Annotated in this window: 18 protein-coding genes; 11 read left to right on the top strand and 7 right to left on the bottom strand. The window is 42.4% G+C overall.

The annotated features are described in order from the left end of the window. Positions 1 to 182 precede the first annotated feature (182 nt). A complete protein-coding gene (locus QJ048_RS06875) occupies positions 183 to 2,501 on the bottom strand; it encodes a hypothetical protein (RefSeq protein WP_282333604.1) in 2,319 nt (772 codons plus the stop codon). 154 nt (positions 2,502 to 2,655) lie between these two features. Further along, entirely contained in the window at positions 2,656 to 5,382 is a 2,727-nt protein-coding gene (locus tag QJ048_RS06870) for a glycoside hydrolase family 38 N-terminal domain-containing protein (RefSeq protein ID WP_282333603.1), read from the bottom strand. Positions 5,383 to 5,738: 356 nt separating this feature from the next. On the opposite strand from QJ048_RS06870, the gene QJ048_RS06865 reads away from it, so the two are divergent. From QJ048_RS06865 to QJ048_RS06855, 3 genes are all read left to right on the top strand, one after another. Then, positions 5,739 to 6,143 (top strand): hypothetical protein, encoded by a 405-nt coding sequence (locus QJ048_RS06865; protein WP_282333602.1) that lies wholly within the window; start codon positions 5,739 to 5,741, stop codon positions 6,141 to 6,143. Between the two features lie 109 nt (positions 6,144 to 6,252). Then, on the top strand, positions 6,253 to 7,272 hold the full coding sequence (locus QJ048_RS06860) for a hypothetical protein (RefSeq protein ID WP_282333601.1): 1,020 nt from the start codon (positions 6,253 to 6,255) through the stop codon (positions 7,270 to 7,272). Between the two features lie 77 nt (positions 7,273 to 7,349). Next, a complete protein-coding gene (locus QJ048_RS06855; RefSeq protein ID WP_282333600.1) occupies positions 7,350 to 8,066 on the top strand; it encodes a LuxR C-terminal-related transcriptional regulator in 717 nt (238 codons plus the stop codon). 43 nt (positions 8,067 to 8,109) lie between these two features. Here QJ048_RS06855 and QJ048_RS06850 read toward each other — a convergent pair whose 3' ends face one another. Beyond that, entirely contained in the window at positions 8,110 to 9,132 is a 1,023-nt protein-coding gene (locus QJ048_RS06850; RefSeq protein ID WP_282333599.1) for a TlpA family protein disulfide reductase, read from the bottom strand. Between the two features lie 175 nt (positions 9,133 to 9,307). Here QJ048_RS06850 and QJ048_RS06845 point away from each other — a divergent pair, with 175 nt between their 5' ends. The 4 genes from QJ048_RS06845 to QJ048_RS06830 are packed head-to-tail and all read left to right on the top strand — an operon-like array spanning position 9,308 to position 12,655. Continuing rightward, positions 9,308 to 9,832: an RNA polymerase sigma factor gene (locus QJ048_RS06845; protein ID WP_282333598.1), complete on the top strand. Its 525-nt coding sequence runs from the start codon at positions 9,308 to 9,310 to the stop codon at positions 9,830 to 9,832. Between the two features lie 43 nt (positions 9,833 to 9,875). Continuing rightward, complete coding sequence (locus QJ048_RS06840) at positions 9,876 to 10,916, top strand: hypothetical protein (RefSeq protein WP_282333597.1); 1,041 nt, start codon at positions 9,876 to 9,878, stop codon at positions 10,914 to 10,916. Positions 10,917 to 10,940: 24 nt separating this feature from the next. Then, entirely contained in the window at positions 10,941 to 11,438 is a 498-nt protein-coding gene (locus tag QJ048_RS06835) for a protein-disulfide reductase DsbD domain-containing protein (RefSeq protein WP_282333596.1), read from the top strand. 20 nt (positions 11,439 to 11,458) lie between these two features. After that, a complete protein-coding gene (locus QJ048_RS06830; RefSeq protein ID WP_282333595.1) occupies positions 11,459 to 12,655 on the top strand; it encodes a TlpA disulfide reductase family protein in 1,197 nt (398 codons plus the stop codon). A gap of 693 nt (positions 12,656 to 13,348) precedes the next feature. Here the strand turns inward: QJ048_RS06830 and QJ048_RS06825 are convergent. Continuing rightward, a complete protein-coding gene (locus QJ048_RS06825; protein ID WP_282333594.1) occupies positions 13,349 to 14,692 on the bottom strand; it encodes a Gfo/Idh/MocA family protein in 1,344 nt (447 codons plus the stop codon). A gap of 456 nt (positions 14,693 to 15,148) precedes the next feature. On the opposite strand from QJ048_RS06825, the gene QJ048_RS06820 reads away from it, so the two are divergent. Further along, positions 15,149 to 15,541, top strand: a complete 393-nt coding sequence (locus tag QJ048_RS06820; protein ID WP_282333593.1) for a VOC family protein — start codon at positions 15,149 to 15,151, stop codon at positions 15,539 to 15,541. An 89-nt stretch (positions 15,542 to 15,630) separates the two neighbouring features. Here the strand turns inward: QJ048_RS06820 and QJ048_RS06815 are convergent, their stop codons facing one another. Further along, positions 15,631 to 16,281 (bottom strand): alpha/beta hydrolase family protein, encoded by a 651-nt coding sequence (locus QJ048_RS06815; RefSeq protein WP_282333592.1) that lies wholly within the window; start codon positions 16,279 to 16,281, stop codon positions 15,631 to 15,633. 261 nt (positions 16,282 to 16,542) lie between these two features. Between QJ048_RS06815 and QJ048_RS06810 the strand changes: the two genes are divergently transcribed. Then, on the top strand, positions 16,543 to 16,938 hold the full coding sequence (locus QJ048_RS06810; protein WP_282333591.1) for an AraC family ligand binding domain-containing protein: 396 nt from the start codon (positions 16,543 to 16,545) through the stop codon (positions 16,936 to 16,938). A 91-nt stretch (positions 16,939 to 17,029) separates the two neighbouring features. Here the strand turns inward: QJ048_RS06810 and QJ048_RS06805 are convergent, their stop codons facing one another. Beyond that, a complete protein-coding gene (locus tag QJ048_RS06805) occupies positions 17,030 to 18,166 on the bottom strand; it encodes a glycerate kinase (RefSeq protein ID WP_282333590.1) in 1,137 nt (378 codons plus the stop codon). 296 nt (positions 18,167 to 18,462) lie between these two features. Between QJ048_RS06805 and QJ048_RS06800 the strand changes: the two genes are divergently transcribed. Both QJ048_RS06800 and QJ048_RS06795 read left to right on the top strand, forming a co-directional pair. After that, entirely contained in the window at positions 18,463 to 18,801 is a 339-nt protein-coding gene (locus QJ048_RS06800) for a Bor/Iss family lipoprotein (protein ID WP_282333589.1), read from the top strand. Between the two features lie 30 nt (positions 18,802 to 18,831). After that, positions 18,832 to 20,337: an FAD-binding protein gene (locus QJ048_RS06795; protein WP_282333588.1), complete on the top strand. Its 1,506-nt coding sequence runs from the start codon at positions 18,832 to 18,834 to the stop codon at positions 20,335 to 20,337. A gap of 60 nt (positions 20,338 to 20,397) precedes the next feature. Here QJ048_RS06795 and QJ048_RS06790 read toward each other — a convergent pair whose 3' ends face one another. Then, on the bottom strand, positions 20,398 to 20,898 hold the full coding sequence (locus QJ048_RS06790) for a hypothetical protein (protein WP_282333587.1): 501 nt from the start codon (positions 20,896 to 20,898) through the stop codon (positions 20,398 to 20,400). Positions 20,899 to 20,909 lie beyond the last annotated feature (11 nt).

Here is a 20,909-nt window from a genome sequence, read left to right as displayed (position 1 = left end):
GAACGATAAACTATAATCCTTCTGGGTCCTTTTTAGATTACCACTCTTTGTTGCTTTCATTGTATAAGTCAACTTTTGTGTCAACTTATTTCAGGACGAGGCAATCTTTAAATAAAAATGGGGCTAACAGGCGGAGATGCTCCACTGTAAGCCCCATTCTCAAATCCTCAAATTTTCACATTCTACAGCTGTTCTGTCTTTTCAGACAGCCTCACCGTAATCACCGCTTTCACAGATCCATTGGCATCCATACCTGCTTCAAACGACAGAGAGTGTGTCCCCTTCTCAAGAACCGGCAATTGATTGGTGAGTTCTATTTTTTTAATGAATTTTCCTTTGCTGTTATAAATGCTAGCAACATTTCCTTCACTCATTGCAAGGCTTTGTCCTGCCGCAAGCGTAACCGGTATTTCAAGACGAAAGGCATTATCGATTTCTATTACAGGATTTATGATGGAACCATCGTCTCCATGAGCCGTTATTGTTATCTGTGGCCTTTGTTTTTCTTTGTTGTTAATGAAGGTAAAATTTGATGTTGCAGGTTCGCCGGGTTGTAACACTTTTGCTTTATGTTCAAACGAAAACTTGTGAAAGGACTCGAGATAATAACTATTTTCCTTTTTACTAAGACGCACTTCATTGGCTGGATTTTTCAACCACTCAATTTGCGATTGATTAAACATCTTTTTCTTTTGAGCCTCGGTCCACAGATTTATTTGCTCAATGATGCGCGGCATATTCTTGTTTGCCAGTGCATCCTGTCTTACCACCAAAGCATATCCCGCATTGAAGCCTGCAGCCCTTGCCAGCATCCAGTCGATATCATCAGGGGTTGAATTAGCTGTGATAAGAAACCATCCAAGCATATTGGGCATATAATTATCCTGCAAATATTTTTGGTTGTCTATCCTGTAATCTGTCTGGCTTTCCCTCATGCTGCCGTACCATGGCTCGCCCCAGTTCAGGTAATTGTTGATGTGCCAGAAATAATGATTGGCGCGACTTGAGCCAAACACCACAGGGTGCTTTACCTGCCTGAACACATCATCCGCAAATGAACACATGCCAAGGTCGCCCATGCCGCAGGAATACGTGCCTTCATGACCGTCGAAGTCCATTTGATCAGCGCCTGTTTCATTTATAAAGTCTGCAATGTTCTTTGCTACTTCTTTTTGCAATTGGAAATCAGGGAAGAAAACATGGTAAGGATAATCTACCAAACGGCTCACCCGATCTTTCGCTTTGTGAGCACTTTTTGTAGTTCCAAATGCACCACGTGTACATCCGCTTAATTTGTATGGAGCATCAGTGCTCACTGACATATAACGAACGATCTCATCTCCGATGATAACGCTGTTCAAATCGCTGCGCATAGTAAAGTGCAAAGGACTGTTTACTGTTATTTCTGTTGCATCTGCTGTAACATCTCCTGCCAATGTATCCGTGCCTGCCAAAGCAAGGTGCTGGCTGGGTTTCGGCGATACATAAGCATCATTTGTTGTCATAAAAGTGGTGAGCGTATGAAAGCCCACACGAAGCCCCATTGAATGAGCTTTATCAACGCATTTCTTAAACCCTTCCCTTCCATTGGGAAAACTTTTTTTATCCAACACAAAATGCCCCCAGGTTTCAAAAGGCCCTTCATGATAGACGCCGGCCATTCCCATTTGCTTTGCAACGGTCAGGAAACTATCAATATTATTTTCACTAAAACTGGTGATCATATACGGAGCACCACTTGCAGCGGAAGCTTTTATCCATTCTCCGTTCCATGTTGCAAAAGGCAGATTCTCCTGTTTTGTAATCGTCTTAATGGTGTTAAGCACCTGCGAAGGGCTGCAGCCAAAAATAGCTACGGCAGAGCCTTTCAGTCCGCCTTCAGGACTTCCCTTTACTGTAGCTCCCTGCCATTTTTCCCACACGGTAATTACACGATCGTGCGATCTGTTAATGGTAAAAGCTTGCAGTGAAGACCCGAAAGCAGCAGCAGTTGCAGTGGTGCCTCGCTCATATACTGCCCCCTCATCGTTCACCATTTTTCCTCCGGTTGTTTTTTCGTTCAGACATTGTATGCCAAACGCAAACTCTTTATTACGTACAACTCCCACTGTGTTGCCGATGGTATCTTTTATACTATTGTTGAGTGGCCCCCAAATAACAGCATCAATATTATCGCTGATGTCGGTCAGCTCAAAACGCACGTAATCCTTATTCACACTCACTTTTACAGCAGCTTTATATCCTCCCGGATAGAGAAGTGCAATTATTCCCTTTTTGTACTCTGCTTTTGTTGGAGCAATAGTTCCCCCATTCTTTACCAATTGCAACAGTAATCCCGGATCGCTTGCAACGGAATATTCTGTTGACTGATTATTGCGAATCGATGCGACCGACCCTTTGTCATTTAATTGCAGGGAAAATGTTGAAGTATTATACTGCTGCGCAAACAGCATATTCTGAACCAATACGGCTCCAATCAAAAGCAATACGTTTTTTAACATGGCACTTCTAATTAATAGTTGGGCAAGTTATTTATTCTTTGCTCCGTCTGATTGTTTCAATCTTTTTATTTACTCCTGATTATTACCCATCTCAACGATTTTGAAAACGTTTGGAGACTAAGCACCAGGCCGACAAAAACGATTCTAAAACTTTTTATTTCAAAATGAATGTACGCGGTTGATTTGCACCAATTTCAAATTGAAAAGAATTGTTGTTGATGATAATTCCTTTTTTATCTAACAGCTCACCACGTAAATTACACAGGTACGCTTTTTTAAATGTTGCATTCGCAGGCAATGTTGCTGTGCATTTCCCTGAACGCCCCGCTTCTTCCCAAAAACGCACAGATGCTTCGTTTCCTTTTTTATTGAAAGAAGTAACAATAACGCCTTTACGATCCAACGACAGCCCTCCCTGCATATTGGGCAACACACCTTTTGTTTCATAGTTATACGCATAGGATTGCCACGAAGGCTGGTAGAACGCACCGCTTAGCGGCGTGCGTGTTTCTTCAGCAGGTGTAATCAACGTTGGCTCAGCATCGTAGTTTTTGTAACTCCATATGTAAAACTTTGCCGTATGCGAACCTTCGATCCATTCTGTAAAATTGGTTCCCCAAACATTGTTATATAAATTAGAAAACACGGTACCGGTTGATAATGTTTTGGCCGGAGAAAATTTTCCGATACCCGGTTCATCGATACTTACACCAGGCGTGTGCGGACAATTCAATCCAATGCCACCTGCATTGTCATACATTGCCATTGATGTATTAAGGAAATAGAAATCGTGATTTGAATTCTTTACCAAATCCTTTTGCGGATCCACAATACCGCCTGTTCTCAACAACCTGTACTCCGGTTTATTCAGGGCAAATGGAAAAGCGATCCAACCGGCTTCAGGCAATGCCACTGGTTTCTTACCGTCGAGCCCGATAGTAACTTCGATATAGGGTTCGTTTTCATAAAGCGTATAGCTAACAAGATATTGTTGATTGCTACTATCAATTAAGCGGCACATTGCAGTAGCGCGGATCATGCTTTCATTTTTGAGCCACACCAGCTTCTCACACTTTCCTTTGAATGTGAGCGTGTGCTGGTTTGGTATTTGGCTGGGTAACCTGATAAACTCCTGCTCTCCCCAATCCAATGCACTGGGCTTAATATACCCTTTATTGTATTGCCTAATTTCCTCCTGTCCCAACTGTTGATACACATATTCGCCAAAAGCATATTTGCTGTTTACATCAACAAGCTCGCGGTTGTTTTGTTTGTCGAAAACAGATTGCAAAGTGCCCGTTGCCGGATTGACTATTAGCTTAAAAAATTTATTCTCGACTATGTTGTACTGCTCACTCGCATTAAGCGTTGATGAAGCCGTAACTGCATTGTCAGTTACCACAAAAGTCTTGTATCCGCCCGCCGGTACTTCCGTTGCATCGAAAGAAAGCAGGTTGCGTTCCTGGTACACCGGAATGATCTTTCCCGTTTCCAAATCCTTCAGCGCTTTAATGGCAGGAACAGGGTTGTTCGGGTTTTCATAATTGCTTTGAAAAAGTTTTACACGCCCGCTTCTTGGCCATGGCAGCGGGTTGTAAACGGTAACATGCGACGATGTATCCCGAACCGATTTTACCAGTTCAAACAACAGGTTCTCCTTTACCGGCCACATGAGCTTCTCCGCCTTTCTTGCATAGGCTGATTTTTCTTCCCATGACTTTTCAAGGAAATAATAATTATCCTCAGATTTGTTGATCTTAAATTCATCACCATACTTCCAAAACTGCTGACTGCCATGTGATAGGGCTCCGCCAAAAGTATGTTCATTAAACAGTAGCATGTTTTCAGTTGCTTCATTCACCTGCCGGTCAACAGAAACATCTTTGCCTTTCCATAAGTTCATGTGAGTATTGAGCTGCTGGGCAACATAAGTTTCGCGTTGAAAAGTTTTGTCGGTTTTTACTTCTTCAGGCGCCGACATGAAACCATGGATCCATGTATCAGGCATATCTCCTTTTACCACCGGCAGCGTTGGATTTTCCTTCATTAACAGATCATAGAAATCAGACATCCGGCCAATGTGTACGCGAGCATTGGGCATCTTTTCTTTTGCCTCTTTTAGTAATGCAGCTACTTCTTTTGGATCAGGCGCACCGGTATTCTCATGCGTCATGATCATGGCCAGCCATGTTTTGTATGGCCAGTCTTTTGGAGGTAAAATTCCGGAACCATAATATTGCGACCAATAAAACGTGAGCAGCTTTGAGCCGTCGGGCCCCTGCCACCAAAAAAGTGTTGGTACATCAGGAGCCGTAGAACCGGGATTGCAACCAATGTGTAAAATATCAACCCCGGCATTTTTTAATAGGGTTGGGATGAACCAAGAATGTTCCGGTACATCACTCAGCTTCGCATCCCTTGCAGGCTTTAGTCCGAAACGATGGTTAATGCTATCGGCGAATGACAAACTACGTGTAAGGTTTTCCATATCGCTCGCCTCCGTCTCCATAGTAAATGGCAAGGCGTGTGGAATGATGCGCTTTTCCTTAATGGCTTTTTCCAGTCTTACTTTATTTTGAGAAGTGCAATGATCAAGCATATACTGCAGCGGCCATGCAGGAATTGTCCAGATAAATTGTTCAGCCTTTGGCAGCGATGCAGTCTGGTCGATAAATGCCAGCGTTCTTTCAAGCATTGGTCCGGAATATTTTTGCAGCACGGCCTCGGCCCAGTCTGTGTATCCAATGTCTACGTGCATTTTAAATGCCACAACAATATCCGTAACATTCTTATTTTCCGATCCCTTACCCGCATCAGTGGCGCTGATCTGCGCTTGCAGCAAAGCGGGAAATAACAAACAAGCAATCGTAAGTCTTTTCATATTGGGAATGAGTTGTGAGTGACAAGTTTTGAATCGCTTCTTCCAAAAACACAAATCTATTTCCATTGTGTTGAATATTCCAACAAATGCATTGACGAATGTTTACACTATTTTGACCTGTTTTGGATTGTCAGAGAAACTTCGCCGAATTTCAACAAAATTGTTTATTTAAAAATACAGATGGTTAAAGCCAGCATCTCAGGACTATTTCGATTTTGCCGAATAATTAGTAAGTTCACAGTGCACACGATTTATTCATACCAGTAACAAATAGAATCTATTATAGGAGCCGCCCCTTTCCATTGATGTAAACCGACGGCCGCCAATTTTAAATGTCACCCCTAAATTTACCCGTTATGAGAAAGATTGTTTTTTGCGCAATGCTAGTGCTAAGTACAGTAACCTCTTTTAGCCAGCAAACCACTGCAAAGCAAGCGATGACAAAACAAGCCCATTACCTCACAAAAAGCAGGCACCAAAGGACTGCGGCCTGGATACTACTCGGCGGCGGCCTTACACTCGGCGTCTATGGGGTGCTTTGGGCAGGCTCAGCCTGGAACAGTGACGGCCCTTATTATCTTTGGGCAATAGGCGGTACGGCCATTGTGGCCAGTGTACCTCTGTTTATTGCTTCGGCAATCAACAAAGGCAAGGCCCGCAAGGCATCTGCTTATTTGGAATTGCAACACGCTCCTATGCTAACGCAAAATGGAACATCTTTGCAAAATTTCCCAGCCTTGTCCGTAAAAATTGCTTTTTAGTATACCGAAATCTCTACCTTCGACAATAGCACTTTGTTTAACCCAGAAATTCTTTTGCCCAACCTTCCCTGGACACGGCGGTAAAAAATAACAGCAACCCATTTTAAATATGTTACATAGAGAAAGCAGAAAGATAGTCGCTGCCATCATTGTCACCTGTTTGGCATTTTCTGTAACTTATGCGCAGGATCTGTTGGACAACATTAAAGACAACTCAAAGTTGACGAAAGAATTGAAAGATGTTTATCGGGCATTTCATATCAACAATATCATAGTTGAACAAAAGGAATTGATAAATATTTACCAGGACGCAGAGGAAACGGATTTGAAAGAATTATACACCAGTTCTATTAAAGCTTGCGACAGTCTGAAACAAATCCATTTTTATAATGACACTTTAAATTCCCTTGTCAGCAAATATTTGACTTCGACCATCCGGAGTTACAATATTTTGCAGAGCAAGGGAATTAATTCTGTCGATTATAAAAAAGACTTTGAAAAATACAAAGCAGAGACAGAGAAGTACATGAAATACCTGTACTCCACTTATTCGACCAATCATTTTGTAAATCTTACAGAAGATGTATACTGGAAAGCCAACGACAAGAACAATTACATCAAATCAAAAGAATATCCAGGCTACGGAACTTTAAAGACAAAGGACCTGAAAGAGGCATTGGCCCTACTCGAAAGCATTGCAAAACAAACCACGGATTTCCAGGAATATTCCATCTATCAGATAGAACTCGCTGATCAATACGAAAAGAATAGAAAAAGCTTGGGAGACAGTGCCAGTGAAATAGCTGTTGAAAAATACAAAACCATTTTAGATCAGCGGAAATATTCCATTTATTTGTTTGAAGTATGGCTGAAATGGAGAACCGTTACGCAGCAAAATGTTTACGGGCTTTCCAAGACGTCAGAAATTCCAAACCGTGATTACGACAGGCTGCGCGAACAGGTTGCGTTGACGATTCTGCATTTTATTGTTGACCACCCAAAGGACGAAATGGCCATAAATGAGTTTCTGCTAATGGCAACTCATGATATCGTTAAACGATTTGGCGACTACCCGTATGGTAACCAAAACACTGTCGAGTATCACGATTTTTTTGATGAGGCGAAATAATTCAATCCAATTATTGCTAACTTGAACTCATAATCCCTTTATCTTAGCAAATGACCCTAAAGCATACAAGCCAGCTTATGATCAGACAACCGGATGAAGCAACAAATATCGAACGCCATTTGAATCCTTCACAGGGAAGTTTTTCTGAAAAACTCGATAGATTGAAGATGATGGTTGATTTTCTGCCTACGGTGGTCATTGTCCACGACATGACCAATGGCGCGTCAGTGGTTTATATGTCAAAATCAGGACAAGCTATCTTAGGCTTCTCGCTGGAAGAGCTTCAGAAGCTTGGTGTTGAATACCATGACCGATTTTTTAATCCGGATGATATCGTACAATATTATGACAAGGTGCTTAACCTTATGACTAATGGAGATGATGACCTCATCATTTCTTATTTTCAACAAGTAAGGCCTTCGCCGGAGGTAGAATGGAAATGGTACCTGACGAGTTCCAGGATCTTTCACAGAATGGAAGACGGAAAAGTTTCTCACTTAATTTCTACAGCAATCCCTATTGACAAGGAACATCACATTACCGCAAAAGTTGACCGGCTACTTGCAGAAAACAACTTTCTTCGCCGCAACCATGACGTGTTTGCCTCTTTATCGAAACGTGAAAAAGAAATACTTGCCCTGATGGGCAGCGGACACAGTGCGATAGAAATTGCCGAAAAATTACACATCGCAGAAAGCACTGCCAATACGCATCGCCGCAATATCAGATCAAAATTGAACGCACAATCTAATTACGACATTTTATATTTTGCACAAGCTTTTAATTTGCTTTGATGACAGCGAATTTGAACTGTAGCGCCTGCAGTGCCTCGACTACTTATTTTTCCTTTTTTTCTATTTTTTTTAGATACCTGTTTATCTCTTTGTCTGTTTTAGTACACTGAAGAGTCTGAAGGAGAAGACGTTTAGCAAGTTCATAGTCCGGAGTACCGGAAACCTTTACTATAAGATCGCGTTCATACCATATAGCGAGGGGTTCTACAATGTAGGTTGCTACTTTCTTTAATACCACAGGAGCATTATAGTAATCCTGCAAAACCTTTTCCCCGTAAGCTTTAGCTGCCGCCGGATCGACCTTTGTGAGAAGTGCATATTTCGTACCGGTTGTATATTCGGCCCAGTACGGCCACATCAGCGCCATTGAATCAACGAGCTTGATGGCATCTTCATTTCTATGCTCTTTCAATGCCACTTTCAACCTTTCTGAAATTTGCACACCATTGTCGTAATCTTGCTTACATTTCTCTTTGATGGCAACACTGTCCGATGGCTTCAGTGTTCCCGCCCTGGCCAACACAACCGCATCTTCCAATCCCCTGTACGGCATGCCTATCCACCCTATTCTGCCGCTTGCATCCACAACGAAAGATGCCGGAATTCCTTTCGTTCCGGATGCTTCCATCCATTCCCTTGGCATAGCTCCTCTTATGTCGGCAAATGCAACATTATAGGACATCATGTCGCCCGAGGCTTTCACAAACTCAATCGCCTTTTGCGAATCAGCAATGTTTGTTTCCCAGGCGTCCACTCCAATAAAAGTGACGTCGTTATATTTTTTTGCCAGGTTAGACAAATGCGGCATGCTTTCGATGCAGGGCCAGCACCAGGTTGCCCAAAACTCCACCACATAAACTTTTCCACGTTCGAAGCTATCAATTGGAGTTCCTTTCAGCCATTTCATGATATTCAGTTTTGGAGCCGGCGAACCCGGCACCAGTGTAACCGGTATAGTGTCGCGAGGCGATTTTTGTGACTGGGCAAATAACTGTACGGGTAAATAAAGCAATGAAGCGAACGCTACGATATTGCAAATTCGCTTGAGGGGTTTTAGGGATTTCATTTTAATAATTTTATTGCATTCTTCGGGCAGCTTCAGCGTTACACTGCGGCGGGTTATTCAAAGGACAGCCAGCGATTCATGCTGCGTGGCGCGGTGGAACAGAGGAATAATTATAAAAAGGTGCGACATCCAGTAATAGGTAGTTTAAGATAAAAAAAATCATTAACAAAGCAAAATGAACCGGACTTTTTTGCTTTTGCATTTTGATTCGATGCAGCCTCACAATCTAACTATTATTTCAAATCATCGTGACGAACCAATCACCTTTATCTTTATATTTACCACCATGGACCAACCAACTGCTTACTCTGACAAGGTATTGTTAGAAAAAATCAACAATAGCGATAAGGAAGCATTTGCACAATTCTACAGAAGGTATTGGGAGCAATTGTTTTCTACTGCCGCAAAAACTTTGCGCAGTAAGGAAGAGGCGGCGGACCTGGTGCAGGACATATTTGTGTCACTTTGGAACCGCAGGGGTAGCCTGCATATTGAAGGTCCGGCTTCTGCGTATCTTCAGCAGAGCGTAAAATACAAATCAATACACTACATAGAAAAAAACATTACCCGCCGTGATTATCTGGCTGTGTTTTCCGATACAGTCGCTTACAATACACCTCCTTCGGCGGAAATAGACATTGAACTGAAACAAGTAAAACAAATTGTCAATCAGGCTGTAGCAGCCATATCTGCCGGATAATTTTTCCAAACCTGTTGTCTTCATATCCAGCACTGCATCAGAAATGGGCGCAGCCATTGGCCTCAAGCTTGATTGGCTTTGCTTATGCCTGAATGCAGATGCACACCATCTCAATAGCGATCATGCTATTTTCAAAGGCCCGGTAGAACGCGTTAAGCCAACGATGGAAATGAAAAACACACCCGATGGCGTATATCATTACACTACTGGCGCAAACATTCCCAAACAAATACCTATGTGGCAAGTGCAAACCGTTGGATACGAAAGCGGCAAATGCAGAATAGGATTGGTTTCAAGAGGTAACAGGTTTACCGAAGGACCCGATGCAGAAATGATCTCAAGCGGTGTTTGTCAGAAAGATGTAGGGGCTGTTGCATTAGGCAGACAAGGCAATTTCTTTTTATGGGGATTTGGTGCCAACCCTACACAAATGACTGATGAAGCAAAAAAGGTTTTTGTGAATGCGGTGGCTTACATGAAACAATTTAACGGCAAGACGCCTATCACAAAAAAATACAATGAAAAAATGGCTACCACTGATGACGTTCGTGAGGTAATAGCAAACGCATCAAGAAAAAGCTATGAAGAGTATGCAAAAGAAATAACAGCATTCAACGAACATAATAAAACCGAGAAAAAAAGACTGGACGATAAGAAGGCTGCCGGCCAGGCATTAACACCTGAAGAGCAGGAAAGCCTTGCGTACATTGGCAATCAACAGCCGATACCGGAATATGAAGTATTCCTGAAACAACAAATGGGTGCTTATGCTCCACAATTTGGGACAGATGCGGATGCATATCAAAAATTCATGACCAGTAATTTCAACTACCTCTATTGCGATGCCAATGAATTTTTCTCATACAAGATAGATGCTGATGTACAAAAAATAGGTGTGGCTAATCACAGCCTTCAATTGCTAGACACTTGTGTGAAGATGATAGCAAGCAACAAATCAATCCGACCTTGCATTGACAGTGCTGAAAAGATACACATGGGAAAACTTTGCCAGCGCACAGGAATGGAGCAAGTGGCTATCGAAGAACAAAAGCAAGCTGTACTTCTCCGAAACGAATGGATATAAATTCATGATCAACACATACAACTAATGAAGTGGTTATTCATTTTTCTATTATGCTTTCCTGTGTTGTGTGTTAAGGCACAAAAATCCTTCAATGCAACAATTGCACAAACGGTAGAACAACTAAAGTGCCTGCCCGCAGATGAAAGAGAGCCAGTTACACTCAACGCACAATTGGTAAATACAAAAGACAGTATAGCGGTGGTGGTAAAAGTGCAATTGGCACCCGGGTGGCATATATACGAATTTGTACCATCTACCCTGCCTTATATAGCTCTTGAACGGATCCTGCAGGTTCCTGAAAACATTCGCCTGACAGGCGATTGGGATAAAACAAACCCGGCAACATCAGTAAACGATCCGGGAGTGTTGATCTATGAGCAAGAAGCAGTATTTGTACACAAAGCAGTTAAGCTCGATACAGGAAAAAAGGACAATACCATTCGTGCGGGATTATACTATCAAACCTGCAACTTACGGCAATGCTTACCTCCTGTTGAAAAAGTTTTTGAATTAAAATTTTAGAACAAACAAGTTAATCACTCATGAAATACACCATCGTTACAGGTCTGCTCGCATTTTCGGGTTTACAAATACAGGCGCAAACTCCAGCGGGCAATCCATTTCAACTCAAAGGCACTTTGAAAGGAATACAGGATACGGTTTTATACATTCACTATACCGATGCTTCCGGAAAGAACATTAAGGATAGTGTACGTACAGTAAAGGGCCAGTTTACATTGAAGGGCAATATCAGTGAGCCTGCAGCTTCTATGCTATATATTAAATCAGCAAGTGCCTATCCTTCAGATATGGCTACCATCTACCTTGAACCAACCGTTATAACGGCGCAGCTACAATACAATCAATTCAAAGATGTTGTGGTGAAAGGCTCACACACGCAACAGGAACTCGACCTCCTGAACAGCCAGTTGAAACCTGTACAAAATAAGATGAAGCCTGCATCGGAAGCGTACGACAAAGCCAACAAGATTTACATGGAGGCGGTAAAAAATAAAAAACCTGACGCCGAATTGGACTCATTGAAAAATGTTGCATCCAATGTGAAAGACGGATTGGATCCGTATTATGAAGAGATGAGAGCAATCAATTATTCTTTCTTCAAAGAGCACCCCAACTCCTATATTACATTAAACAACCTGCGCTACTATGTAAGCAGCCTGCCGCTCGATTCTTTGCAGGCACTCTACAATAAAATGTCTCCTCAGATGCAACAAAGCAGGAATGGAAAAGAGTTGGCCGTAGAAATTGAAAAATTGCGTGGAGGCTCACCCGGCAGCATGGCAAAAAACTTCACGACGGTAGACATGGATGGTAAAGCCATTAGCCTGGCAGACTATAAAGGAAAATATGTATTGCTGGATTTTTGGGCAAGCTGGTGTGTGCCATGCCGCAAGGGCAATCCGCATCTTAAAGCATTATATGCAAAATACAAAGACAAAGGCATTGAGTTCATCGGCATATCCGACGATGACCGCAACAATGCAGCCTGGAAGAAAGCAGTGGAAAAAGATGGCCTGCCCTGGAAACATGTATTGCGCGGTTTAGACATGGATAAAAGAATGAAGAACGAACCGTACGATACAGACATAAGCGAGAAATTCGGCATTCATACCTTGCCTACTAAAATATTGATCGATCCCAATGGCAAGATCATTGGCCGTTATAGCTCAGAAGAAGAACCTTTGGATATAAAATTGAAAGAAATATTCGGCACCTAAACTGAATACATCTATTCATGGTTATTTTAGAAAAAAGCGCACCTCAATAATATGAAGTGCGCTTTTTTTGTGGGCATTTTGGCCCCAAATAACAACTACATATAAATGATATCTGATGCCGGGATTTTTTAAAATTCTGGTCTGCTATTTTTCCATTCTTCAATGTGCCCTTCAATTGTAATGCTATTGACATTTTTTGTTTTATTATTATTGTTGCTAACACAGCTCATATGGACGGCAGCAATAATGATTAAGATTAGTTTCGTTTTCAAAATATTTTTTTCATTAACACAAGTAAATGACCACGCTCTTCGACATATTTCGCAGCACACGCCGAATAAAAGATACCAAGGAATTAAAATCCCTAAATCAATCGCTCGTTTGTACAGGATTTATATCCGTTGTATCTATCGTTCGAGATGCCCTGCGGAACATCTCGAACAGCACACTGTTTTTTATGCCGTTATTGTTTAATATAAACCGTTGACCCGGCCATGGTGGTTTGTGGCAATGCGATCTTTTGCTGACTGCCATTAAAAGTCAAATAGTCCATTCTCATGTTCTTTTAAAACATAATAGTCCCTCTTTTAAATTTACCTCTATATCACTTCTGATTTTAACGCAATATCAACTACTCCAAAATCATTGAAGACAAAGCTCAACTTAAAACAGTTTCGCTACAATTTGTACAGCTTATATGCTACTCGTTTTTTTTGCCTGCGGAACAAGGTTTGTGAGACTGGCTATGTCGATGGGTTTTCCGGTATCAATACTATTTCTGGCCGCGATGCCTATCAGTATGGCCATGGAACCATCTCTACTTCCGGCTGATTGATGCAGCGGATCACTTTCATTCATAAATATCTGTTTTCGTAAACGCATATCTCCTCCGCCATGTCCCTCTTCATTGTTAGGGATGCGAAATATTTCTCTTTTACCAAACATCTTGGTGAGTTGTATTTCATCGAAAGCATCTTCCTCCCACGGCTGCTTTTCTTTGATCCAGGCATCCAGTTTGCCTTTCGTGCCATTAAATGAAATACGATAACCTTCATATGGAGAATAGGCGGTGAGAGAATAACTCACCTGCACCTGGTTGGCGTACATGATCTGCACCGCCATTTTATCAAAGATGTCTATGTCTTCTTTAAACACGCAACCATCTCTCAAATATCCGTCGTACTGCTCATTGGCTGCATAAATATTCATAAGGCGTTTGTCAGCCGTCATATCGAAATAGAAATTGCATTTGCTTTTATGTGGGCACGGTCTACAATTGGTATGACGGAACGTTCCATTCTTGCCATATACCTCCAGGTTGCCATAGCCAAAAACCTGTTTGGGGTCACTGTCTATCCACCAGTTCAGTAAATCAAAGTGGTGCGAAGCTTTATGGACCAACAAAGAGCCGCTGTTCTTTCGTAGCCTGTGCCAACGACGGAAATAATCTGCACCATGACTGGTGTCCAGGTACCAGTGGAAATCCACTGATTTGATATCACCGATTTCGCCGCTTCTCAACAGCTCATATATTTTTACACGATGCGGGGAATAACGGTAATTGAAAGTCACCCTTACCTTTTTCCCTGTTCTTTTTTCCGCGTCTAAAATTTCCTGACATTTCTTCTCATCGGTGGTCATCGGTTTTTCCGTAAGAATATTGGCGCCATACTCCATGCCTTTCACGATAAATTCGTTATGCGTTCCATCTACAGTTGTCACGATCAATGTGTCTGGTTTCGTTTCTTTCATCATTGCATCAAAATCCGTGTAGGTGGCACAGTCAACTTTCAGTACTTTTTTGGCGTACTCCACTCTTCCCTTATTGATGTCGCACAAGCCAACAAATTTTACATGTTCGGGAAATTCTGCGACTACTGGTTCTCCCCACATCCCCAACCCACGGTGACCCGTACCTACCATTGCTACACGCATTGGTTTTACTTGACTATTAAAGGCGGCTTTTAATGCTCCGGGAATCAGCAGGGAGCCTGCGGCAAGACCCGTCGTTTGCTGTAGAAATTTCTTTCTGTCCATTACTGGTTTGTTTTTTAGGTAAAATGGTATAAGATGTTTATGCTTTTACTCCTTCGTGTTTGTTAATGGGAAACTACTAAAAAATAAGGTAGTGAATAATCATGAAATAACACAACGAAAAAAACATTTTTCAAGTTAGTTGTGGAACAGTTATCCTGCTTTTTTTATTCAATAATAGAACTGTTTTAATCATACAATTCAAATTTGCCTGGAAGGAACATTTTTTCCAATACATTTCGTTTGGGTGACGACCCGAAAATATATTATTCTCGACACGAAATTATTAATTTGGCTATTGAATAAATCATCAACAACCATTCAGGAATCAGCAGCAGTTCCAGCGCGACTGAACGCTAATATCCAGACTGCTGCAATACCCGTTCACTGATGACAACGATACCTGACAATCTATTCGAGACGGTCGTAAAATGTTATTAATATTAAAAAAATAACTTAATGGAACAGGAAAAAAATATATCCTCAAAAATTCATAGTACTGTTCCGGTTATTGGCACGGACAATATTAAAAAGTCAATTATTTATTATACAAAAGTGCTTGGATTCTTATCTGATTTTGAATATGGAAACCCGGTTGTATATGCAGGAGTAAAATCGGGAGATGCAGAAATATATTTTTCTTACGACCCCGAAATTGTCAATTTGATAAAGGATAAAAAAATTAGCCCTGAAATTTTTATATGGCTATCTGATGCAGATAATTTATTTAAAGAACATGTAAAAAATGGTGCAGAAATAATTGAACCTATATCTGACAGACCTTGGGGCGCAAGACAATATGTAGTAAAGGATATTAATGGTTATCATTTGAAATTTGCGCAGCCGCTATGACAGTACATAATTTACCCGGCGCATACTGGCTCAAACTAACAACAAATAATGGCTGCTCATTTGCAGACATAATCAATGTTCGTTCATTATTACACCCTTATCCACTCGTGCGTCGCATTAACCAATATGCTCATAACATCCACTTTCTTGCCCGCCTTGAACGAGTGGTCTGCGCCCTCAATCTTCACCAGGGTGGCCTTCTTCAATGACGCACATACCTGTTCTATCAAGTCCCATTGCGCCAGTGTATCCTTGGTGCCCTGCAAAAAGAGCATCGGCACTTTCACTTCCGCCAGATGCGCCGCCCGGTCAGTACCAGGCTTGCCAGCAGGATGCAACGGGAAGCCGTAAAAGACGAGCCCCGCAACATCTTTACGTGGATGGAGGGACAGGTATTGGGAAGACATCCTTCCGCCAAATGACTTCCCTGCCACAAACAATGGAAGGGAAGGCAGTAGTTTAAGCGCCTTATCAATGGCCGCGGCAATTGCCTGGTGGGCCACTGCCGGCGTATCCGGGCGGCCTTTGCCATGTTCCATAAACGGGAAATTAAACCGCAGTGTGGCGATGCCCGCGACCGCAAGGGCGGTGGCGAGTGATTCCATGAAAGCGTGTTCCATATTAGCGCCTGCACCATGTGCGAGTGTCATGATACAAACGGGTTTTTCCGGTGTTATGTAAATAGCGGAAACTTTTTCCTGCGGCGCAGCTAGTGAAAGCGATAGCCTGGTGGTTTTCATACTTAGTATTTTATGTGATGGCGCTGGAAACTTTTAAATGAATTGCTTCCCAAATTATACAGTTCAATTTACACTTTTTTACACGCAATTTTCTTTGCCCGGCGCGGGCAGCCTACTTTAGTCTTGTTTGATCCAGATTCAGACATTTATTTAATAATAATAGTTTCTAAATCTGTATATTCATCTGATAAAATTATGTGGATAGACCAGTGATGCATGAGCGATTGTTAAATGCTGCTACACTTAATAATAAAGAATTAAATGGAGCTAAGTGAAAGAACCGGCATAAGCCATTTTGATAATCTGGAACTATTGCAATGCAAGTCAACTTCTCATGAATTTCCATTACATTATCACAGCACCTTTTACTTAAGTATAATTCATGACGGTATGATGGGTGAAAATGAAATTGTGGCTCCTGTAGGCGCTTTACTGATTTCTCATCCTTTTGAAATACATCAAAATAAATTAATTAATCAAACAGCTTATTCTTTTACGACCTTTTATATCTCCCCGGATTTGTTTGGTACTGCTGCCAAATCAAAGACAATATTTTTTAAAGAGAAAGTAATATATGACAATTCATTGGTCCGATCTTTTAACCAACTGGCCAGGCAGATATTACTTTCAACTGGGGTTGATGGGGATGTATTGTAACAGCAAGATAAAAAATAACGCATATATTACAACGCTAGCAAAAATGAACATTGTGAATCCTTTGTTCAAAACGGTAATTGTAGTACAAAAATCAGGAACGATATAACGCCAATAGATCCCCCACTTCACGTGCAGTTCTGGTCAGGTTGGCTGCGGTGAGGGATAATGCCTCTTCAAGTGTACCGGCGCCATTTCCGATGGGCAGCAGGATATCAAAAAATTCTTTAAGACGGTCAATATTTTTCACATCAATTTTTCCGGCAAATGCCAACACCGGTATGCCCATGGATTTGGCTTGTTGCGCGGCACCCGTCGGGGCCTTTCCTTGTAATGTCTGCAGATCTATACTCCCTTCACCGGTAACCAGCATACTACTGCTTTTTAACACCTTGTTGAATCCTGTCAACTCCAGGAAATATTCTGTTCCGTTTACCAGTTTTGCATCCAACCATGCGCATAACCCGGCAGCGGCACCTCCCGCTGTACCACCATGCACCAACTTTCCCATGTCAACGCCTTTTTGTCTTTCGGTTACTTCTTTAAAAATGGTCAGGCCTTTTTCCAATACTGCAATGTCGTTGGATGACGCTCCCTTTTGTGGACCAAATACCGCTGCTGCGCCGTTTTCTCCAAGCAACGGATTGTCTACATCACACAAAATAATTATTTCACATGCGCTTATTGCTGCTACCAGGTTCGTGTCGTCTATTGAATGTAGTGCAAAAAGTTGAGCGGGTAAATCGGACAACAAATTACCACCGGCATCAAGGAAACGAATGCCTAGTGCTTGCAATATGCCTGTTCCCCCGTCCACTGTTGCAGAACCTCCCATGCCAATAATTATGCGCTTTACTCCCCGCCGTAAGGCTTCAAGCATTGCCGCACCGGTTCCACGGGATGATGCTTTCAAGGGATGCAGTTCGGATGATGACAGCAATCGCAAACCAGCCGCATCGGCCATTTCAATGATGGCCGTTCTACCTTCCTCAATCAACCCAAAAGAAGAAGCAATTGGGCGACCTAAGGGATTTGTAACGGTTACGGGTATACGCTCTCCTGCAAAATGTTGAATAATCAGGCTACCGGTACCATCACCGCCATCTCCGATAGGAAAACAGGTACAGGCACATGCAAGCTTGCTTTGCTCAAATCCCAGTTTGATGGCATTTGCAGCCTCCGTGGCCGTAAGACTGTTTTTATATGCATTGGGCGCTATCAATATTTCCATAATCTGGTTAAATATTTGTAAAGTTATGGTACAGCAAGATGAATAAAAGAAGGCAACCCTCCAATAATGATAGGATATTGATACATCCGCCAGCTTCACGTCCCAACGTCCTGTTTTACGGGAAAAACAGTTACTTATACTACAACAGAAAGCTGTTCTCTTGATACCAGTAAACGTTAAATTTGAGGTGGATTATAATGGCAAGCCCATCCACATAAAAAGTAAGGAAACGGCCAAAAGAGTCCGGCTCCTTGCTTTTGTCCCGCTCGCTTTCTATATTTAAGAAACATAAGTTCATGCGTTTACAAAGTATGATCGCAGCAACTTCGTTAGTTTGTTGTTGCAGTTTCAGCAGTTGTTATTCCTATCGCTTAGCTACACATGCGCAATCTTCCACCGACGATATCTATCCGAATCATAAAAAAGTGCATAGTATGTTTTGGGGTCTCCTCAATAGTCCACAGGTTATACAAACACCGGTTTGTGATTCGCTGCATGTCCTGGGCGTTTCAGAAGTGCGCATTAAAGTGGGTTTTGGCAACGCGCTGCTAACGGTTTTTACACTAGGCATTTATTGTCCGGCAACCGTTTATTGGAAATGTTCCAAACCCTGCCCCATTACTGATTCCCTTTAATTTTTTGTAGAACAAGCCAGACAACCGCATATGAAGATTCTGAAACACGGACCGCTTACCTGGAGCAATCAACACCTGAATGTCACGCAGCAGTTGGCTGATTATTACGATCTGGCGAACGAAAATGTTGGTTCACCTTTACAGATATACAACGATACTACCAGGGGCATTCAGCAGATCATCAAGGATGCCATTGCGAGCAATACGCCACTGCGTGCACTCGGCGCCAACTGGTCCTTGTCTCCCGTTGCGGCCACTAAAGGAATTATCCTGAATACCAAACCGCTCAATATTTGCTTTACGATTACAGCCGGTAGTATTTCGCCGGCATACAAAGGCGAGTCCAGGAAACTGTGCCTGGCACAGTGTGGGACGGGCATCTGGGAGCTGAATGATTTTTTACACCAGAGAGGTTTGTCATTGTCTGCGTGCGGTGCCAGCAACGGCCAAACTATTGCGGGTGCGATCGCTACGGGTACACATGGCGCCGCTATTGCTTTTGGCGCTACGCAGGATGCGGTGGTGGGTTTGCACATCATTACCGGGCCGGATACGCATATCTGGCTGGAGCGTGCCTCCTACCCGGTGTTGAGTGATGCTTTCCCTGGCAAATTAGGGGCTACACTGATGCGTGATGATGAAGCTTTTTACGCCGCGCTTGTGAGTTTTGGCTCCTTTGGATTTGTGCATGGCGTTTTACTGGAAGCAGAAGATGATTATTTGCTCGAATGCTATATGCGCCGCGTGAAGTACGATCAGTCATGGACAGAAATGGTGACGACGCTCGACTTCACCAATCCCAACTTTCCCTACACCACTGAAGCGCCATTTCATTTTCAAACGATGCTCAATCCTTACGATCTCGGCAACGGCGCGTATATGACAACCATGTACAAACGCCCCTACCGCAGCGACTATACGTCTCCAAAGCCTAACGGTGCGGGCGTTGGCCCCGGTGACGATGCCGCGGCTTTTATCGGGAAGATCACTGATTATTTGCCGGGCGCCATTCCGTTTGTCGTCAATAAAGTATTGGCATCCAGCCTGACCCCTTACGAAAAACAGTTCGGTCGTTTGGCTGAAATTTTCAACAACACCACGCTTAGAGGAAAAATTGCAAGCGCAGCAATTGCGATCCCGGTATCGCAGGTTGCCACTGTGGCGGGTGCCCTCTTAGATGTGAATGAAACGGCAGGACCATTTCCCGGGATGTTTGCTTTCCGTTTTGTGAAATCTTCGAAAGCCACCATGGCGTTTACACATTTTGCACCGGTAAGTTGCGTACTGGAACTCGATGCAGTGCAATCCCAAACCACACAGCAATTCTACAGCGAAGTCTGGCATCGCCTCGAACAGCTTGACATTCCTTTCACATTTCATTGGGGTAAAATGAATGCGCTCAATCCAACGCGGATGAATAGTATGTACGGGAACAATCTGAATCGTTTTTTGGCGGCCCGTGCTAAAATCATAGATCCCGCTATGATAAAAATCTTCAGTAACGATGCGATGATGCAGTGGGGTATCGATAGCTAGCGTCCTATAGTTAGAAAATACTCAAGGCCAACGGTTGCACCCAAATTTGATCTATGGCAATCATGAAACAAAATTATTTGCTTTTAACAATTGATCTAACGCCTCCTTAAACTGGGGCTTACTAGCGCGGGAAGAAGTAATCTCATTCATTTTAAGCAGCCTCACCTTTTCCTTTTGAGCCGCATCGTTTACCTCGGCAAGCAATTTTTTGTCTTTGCAAATGCCGTTATAATCCTGTAAAAGAGAATCATAACAATCGAAGCCAGCCTTTGCATTTCCCTTTAAAAGATAGCCCAGAAGATGCACTTTAATTCTGTACGGACAACTATCACTAATCAGGTTATACTTCATTGCAAAACGCCTGCCTGGATCTTTCAAAGTAAGACTATCTCCTTTCGATACTGTATAACTCCAATAGTTACTCGCAGCAAATCCATATAGTGCGGTGTTAAAATAGAGCCCTTCATCAGTAAAAAATTTTTCCTGAATAGACTTCAGATAATAATCAGGATATCTTGATGAAATATTTCCTTTATTGGTGTCGATATAGATCGGGACCATAAGATTGAATT

This window comes from Pinibacter soli (assembly GCF_029961145.1).
GTDB lineage: Bacteria > Bacteroidota > Bacteroidia > Chitinophagales > Chitinophagaceae > Pinibacter > Pinibacter soli.
This window is presented reverse-complemented; position numbering and strand designations above follow the sequence as displayed.

Coding starts and splice junctions, on each gene's coding strand:
- QJ048_RS06820 (WP_282333593.1), top strand. CDS start 15,149: ATGGAACAGGAAAAAAATATATCCTCAAAAATTCATAGTACTGTTCCG.
- QJ048_RS06810 (WP_282333591.1), top strand. CDS start 16,543: ATGGAGCTAAGTGAAAGAACCGGCATAAGCCATTTTGATAATCTGGAA.
- QJ048_RS06805 (WP_282333590.1), bottom strand. CDS start 18,166: ATGGAAATATTGATAGCGCCCAATGCATATAAAAACAGTCTTACGGCC.
- QJ048_RS06840 (WP_282333597.1), top strand. CDS start 9,876: ATGGGCGCAGCCATTGGCCTCAAGCTTGATTGGCTTTGCTTATGCCTG.
- QJ048_RS06850 (WP_282333599.1), bottom strand. CDS start 9,132: ATGAAATCCCTAAAACCCCTCAAGCGAATTTGCAATATCGTAGCGTTC.
- QJ048_RS06870 (WP_282333603.1), bottom strand. CDS start 5,382: ATGAAAAGACTTACGATTGCTTGTTTGTTATTTCCCGCTTTGCTGCAA.
- QJ048_RS06795 (WP_282333588.1), top strand. CDS start 18,832: ATGAAGATTCTGAAACACGGACCGCTTACCTGGAGCAATCAACACCTG.
- QJ048_RS06790 (WP_282333587.1), bottom strand. CDS start 20,898: ATGGTCCCGATCTATATCGACACCAATAAAGGAAATATTTCATCAAGA.
- QJ048_RS06845 (WP_282333598.1), top strand. CDS start 9,308: ATGAACCGGACTTTTTTGCTTTTGCATTTTGATTCGATGCAGCCTCAC.
- QJ048_RS06825 (WP_282333594.1), bottom strand. CDS start 14,692: ATGGACAGAAAGAAATTTCTACAGCAAACGACGGGTCTTGCCGCAGGC.
- QJ048_RS06860 (WP_282333601.1), top strand. CDS start 6,253: ATGTTACATAGAGAAAGCAGAAAGATAGTCGCTGCCATCATTGTCACC.
- QJ048_RS06875 (WP_282333604.1), bottom strand. CDS start 2,501: ATGTTAAAAAACGTATTGCTTTTGATTGGAGCCGTATTGGTTCAGAAT.
- QJ048_RS06835 (WP_282333596.1), top strand. CDS start 10,941: ATGAAGTGGTTATTCATTTTTCTATTATGCTTTCCTGTGTTGTGTGTT.
- QJ048_RS06800 (WP_282333589.1), top strand. CDS start 18,463: ATGCGTTTACAAAGTATGATCGCAGCAACTTCGTTAGTTTGTTGTTGC.
- QJ048_RS06855 (WP_282333600.1), top strand. CDS start 7,350: ATGATCAGACAACCGGATGAAGCAACAAATATCGAACGCCATTTGAAT.
- QJ048_RS06815 (WP_282333592.1), bottom strand. CDS start 16,281: ATGAAAACCACCAGGCTATCGCTTTCACTAGCTGCGCCGCAGGAAAAA.
- QJ048_RS06865 (WP_282333602.1), top strand. CDS start 5,739: ATGAGAAAGATTGTTTTTTGCGCAATGCTAGTGCTAAGTACAGTAACC.
- QJ048_RS06830 (WP_282333595.1), top strand. CDS start 11,459: ATGAAATACACCATCGTTACAGGTCTGCTCGCATTTTCGGGTTTACAA.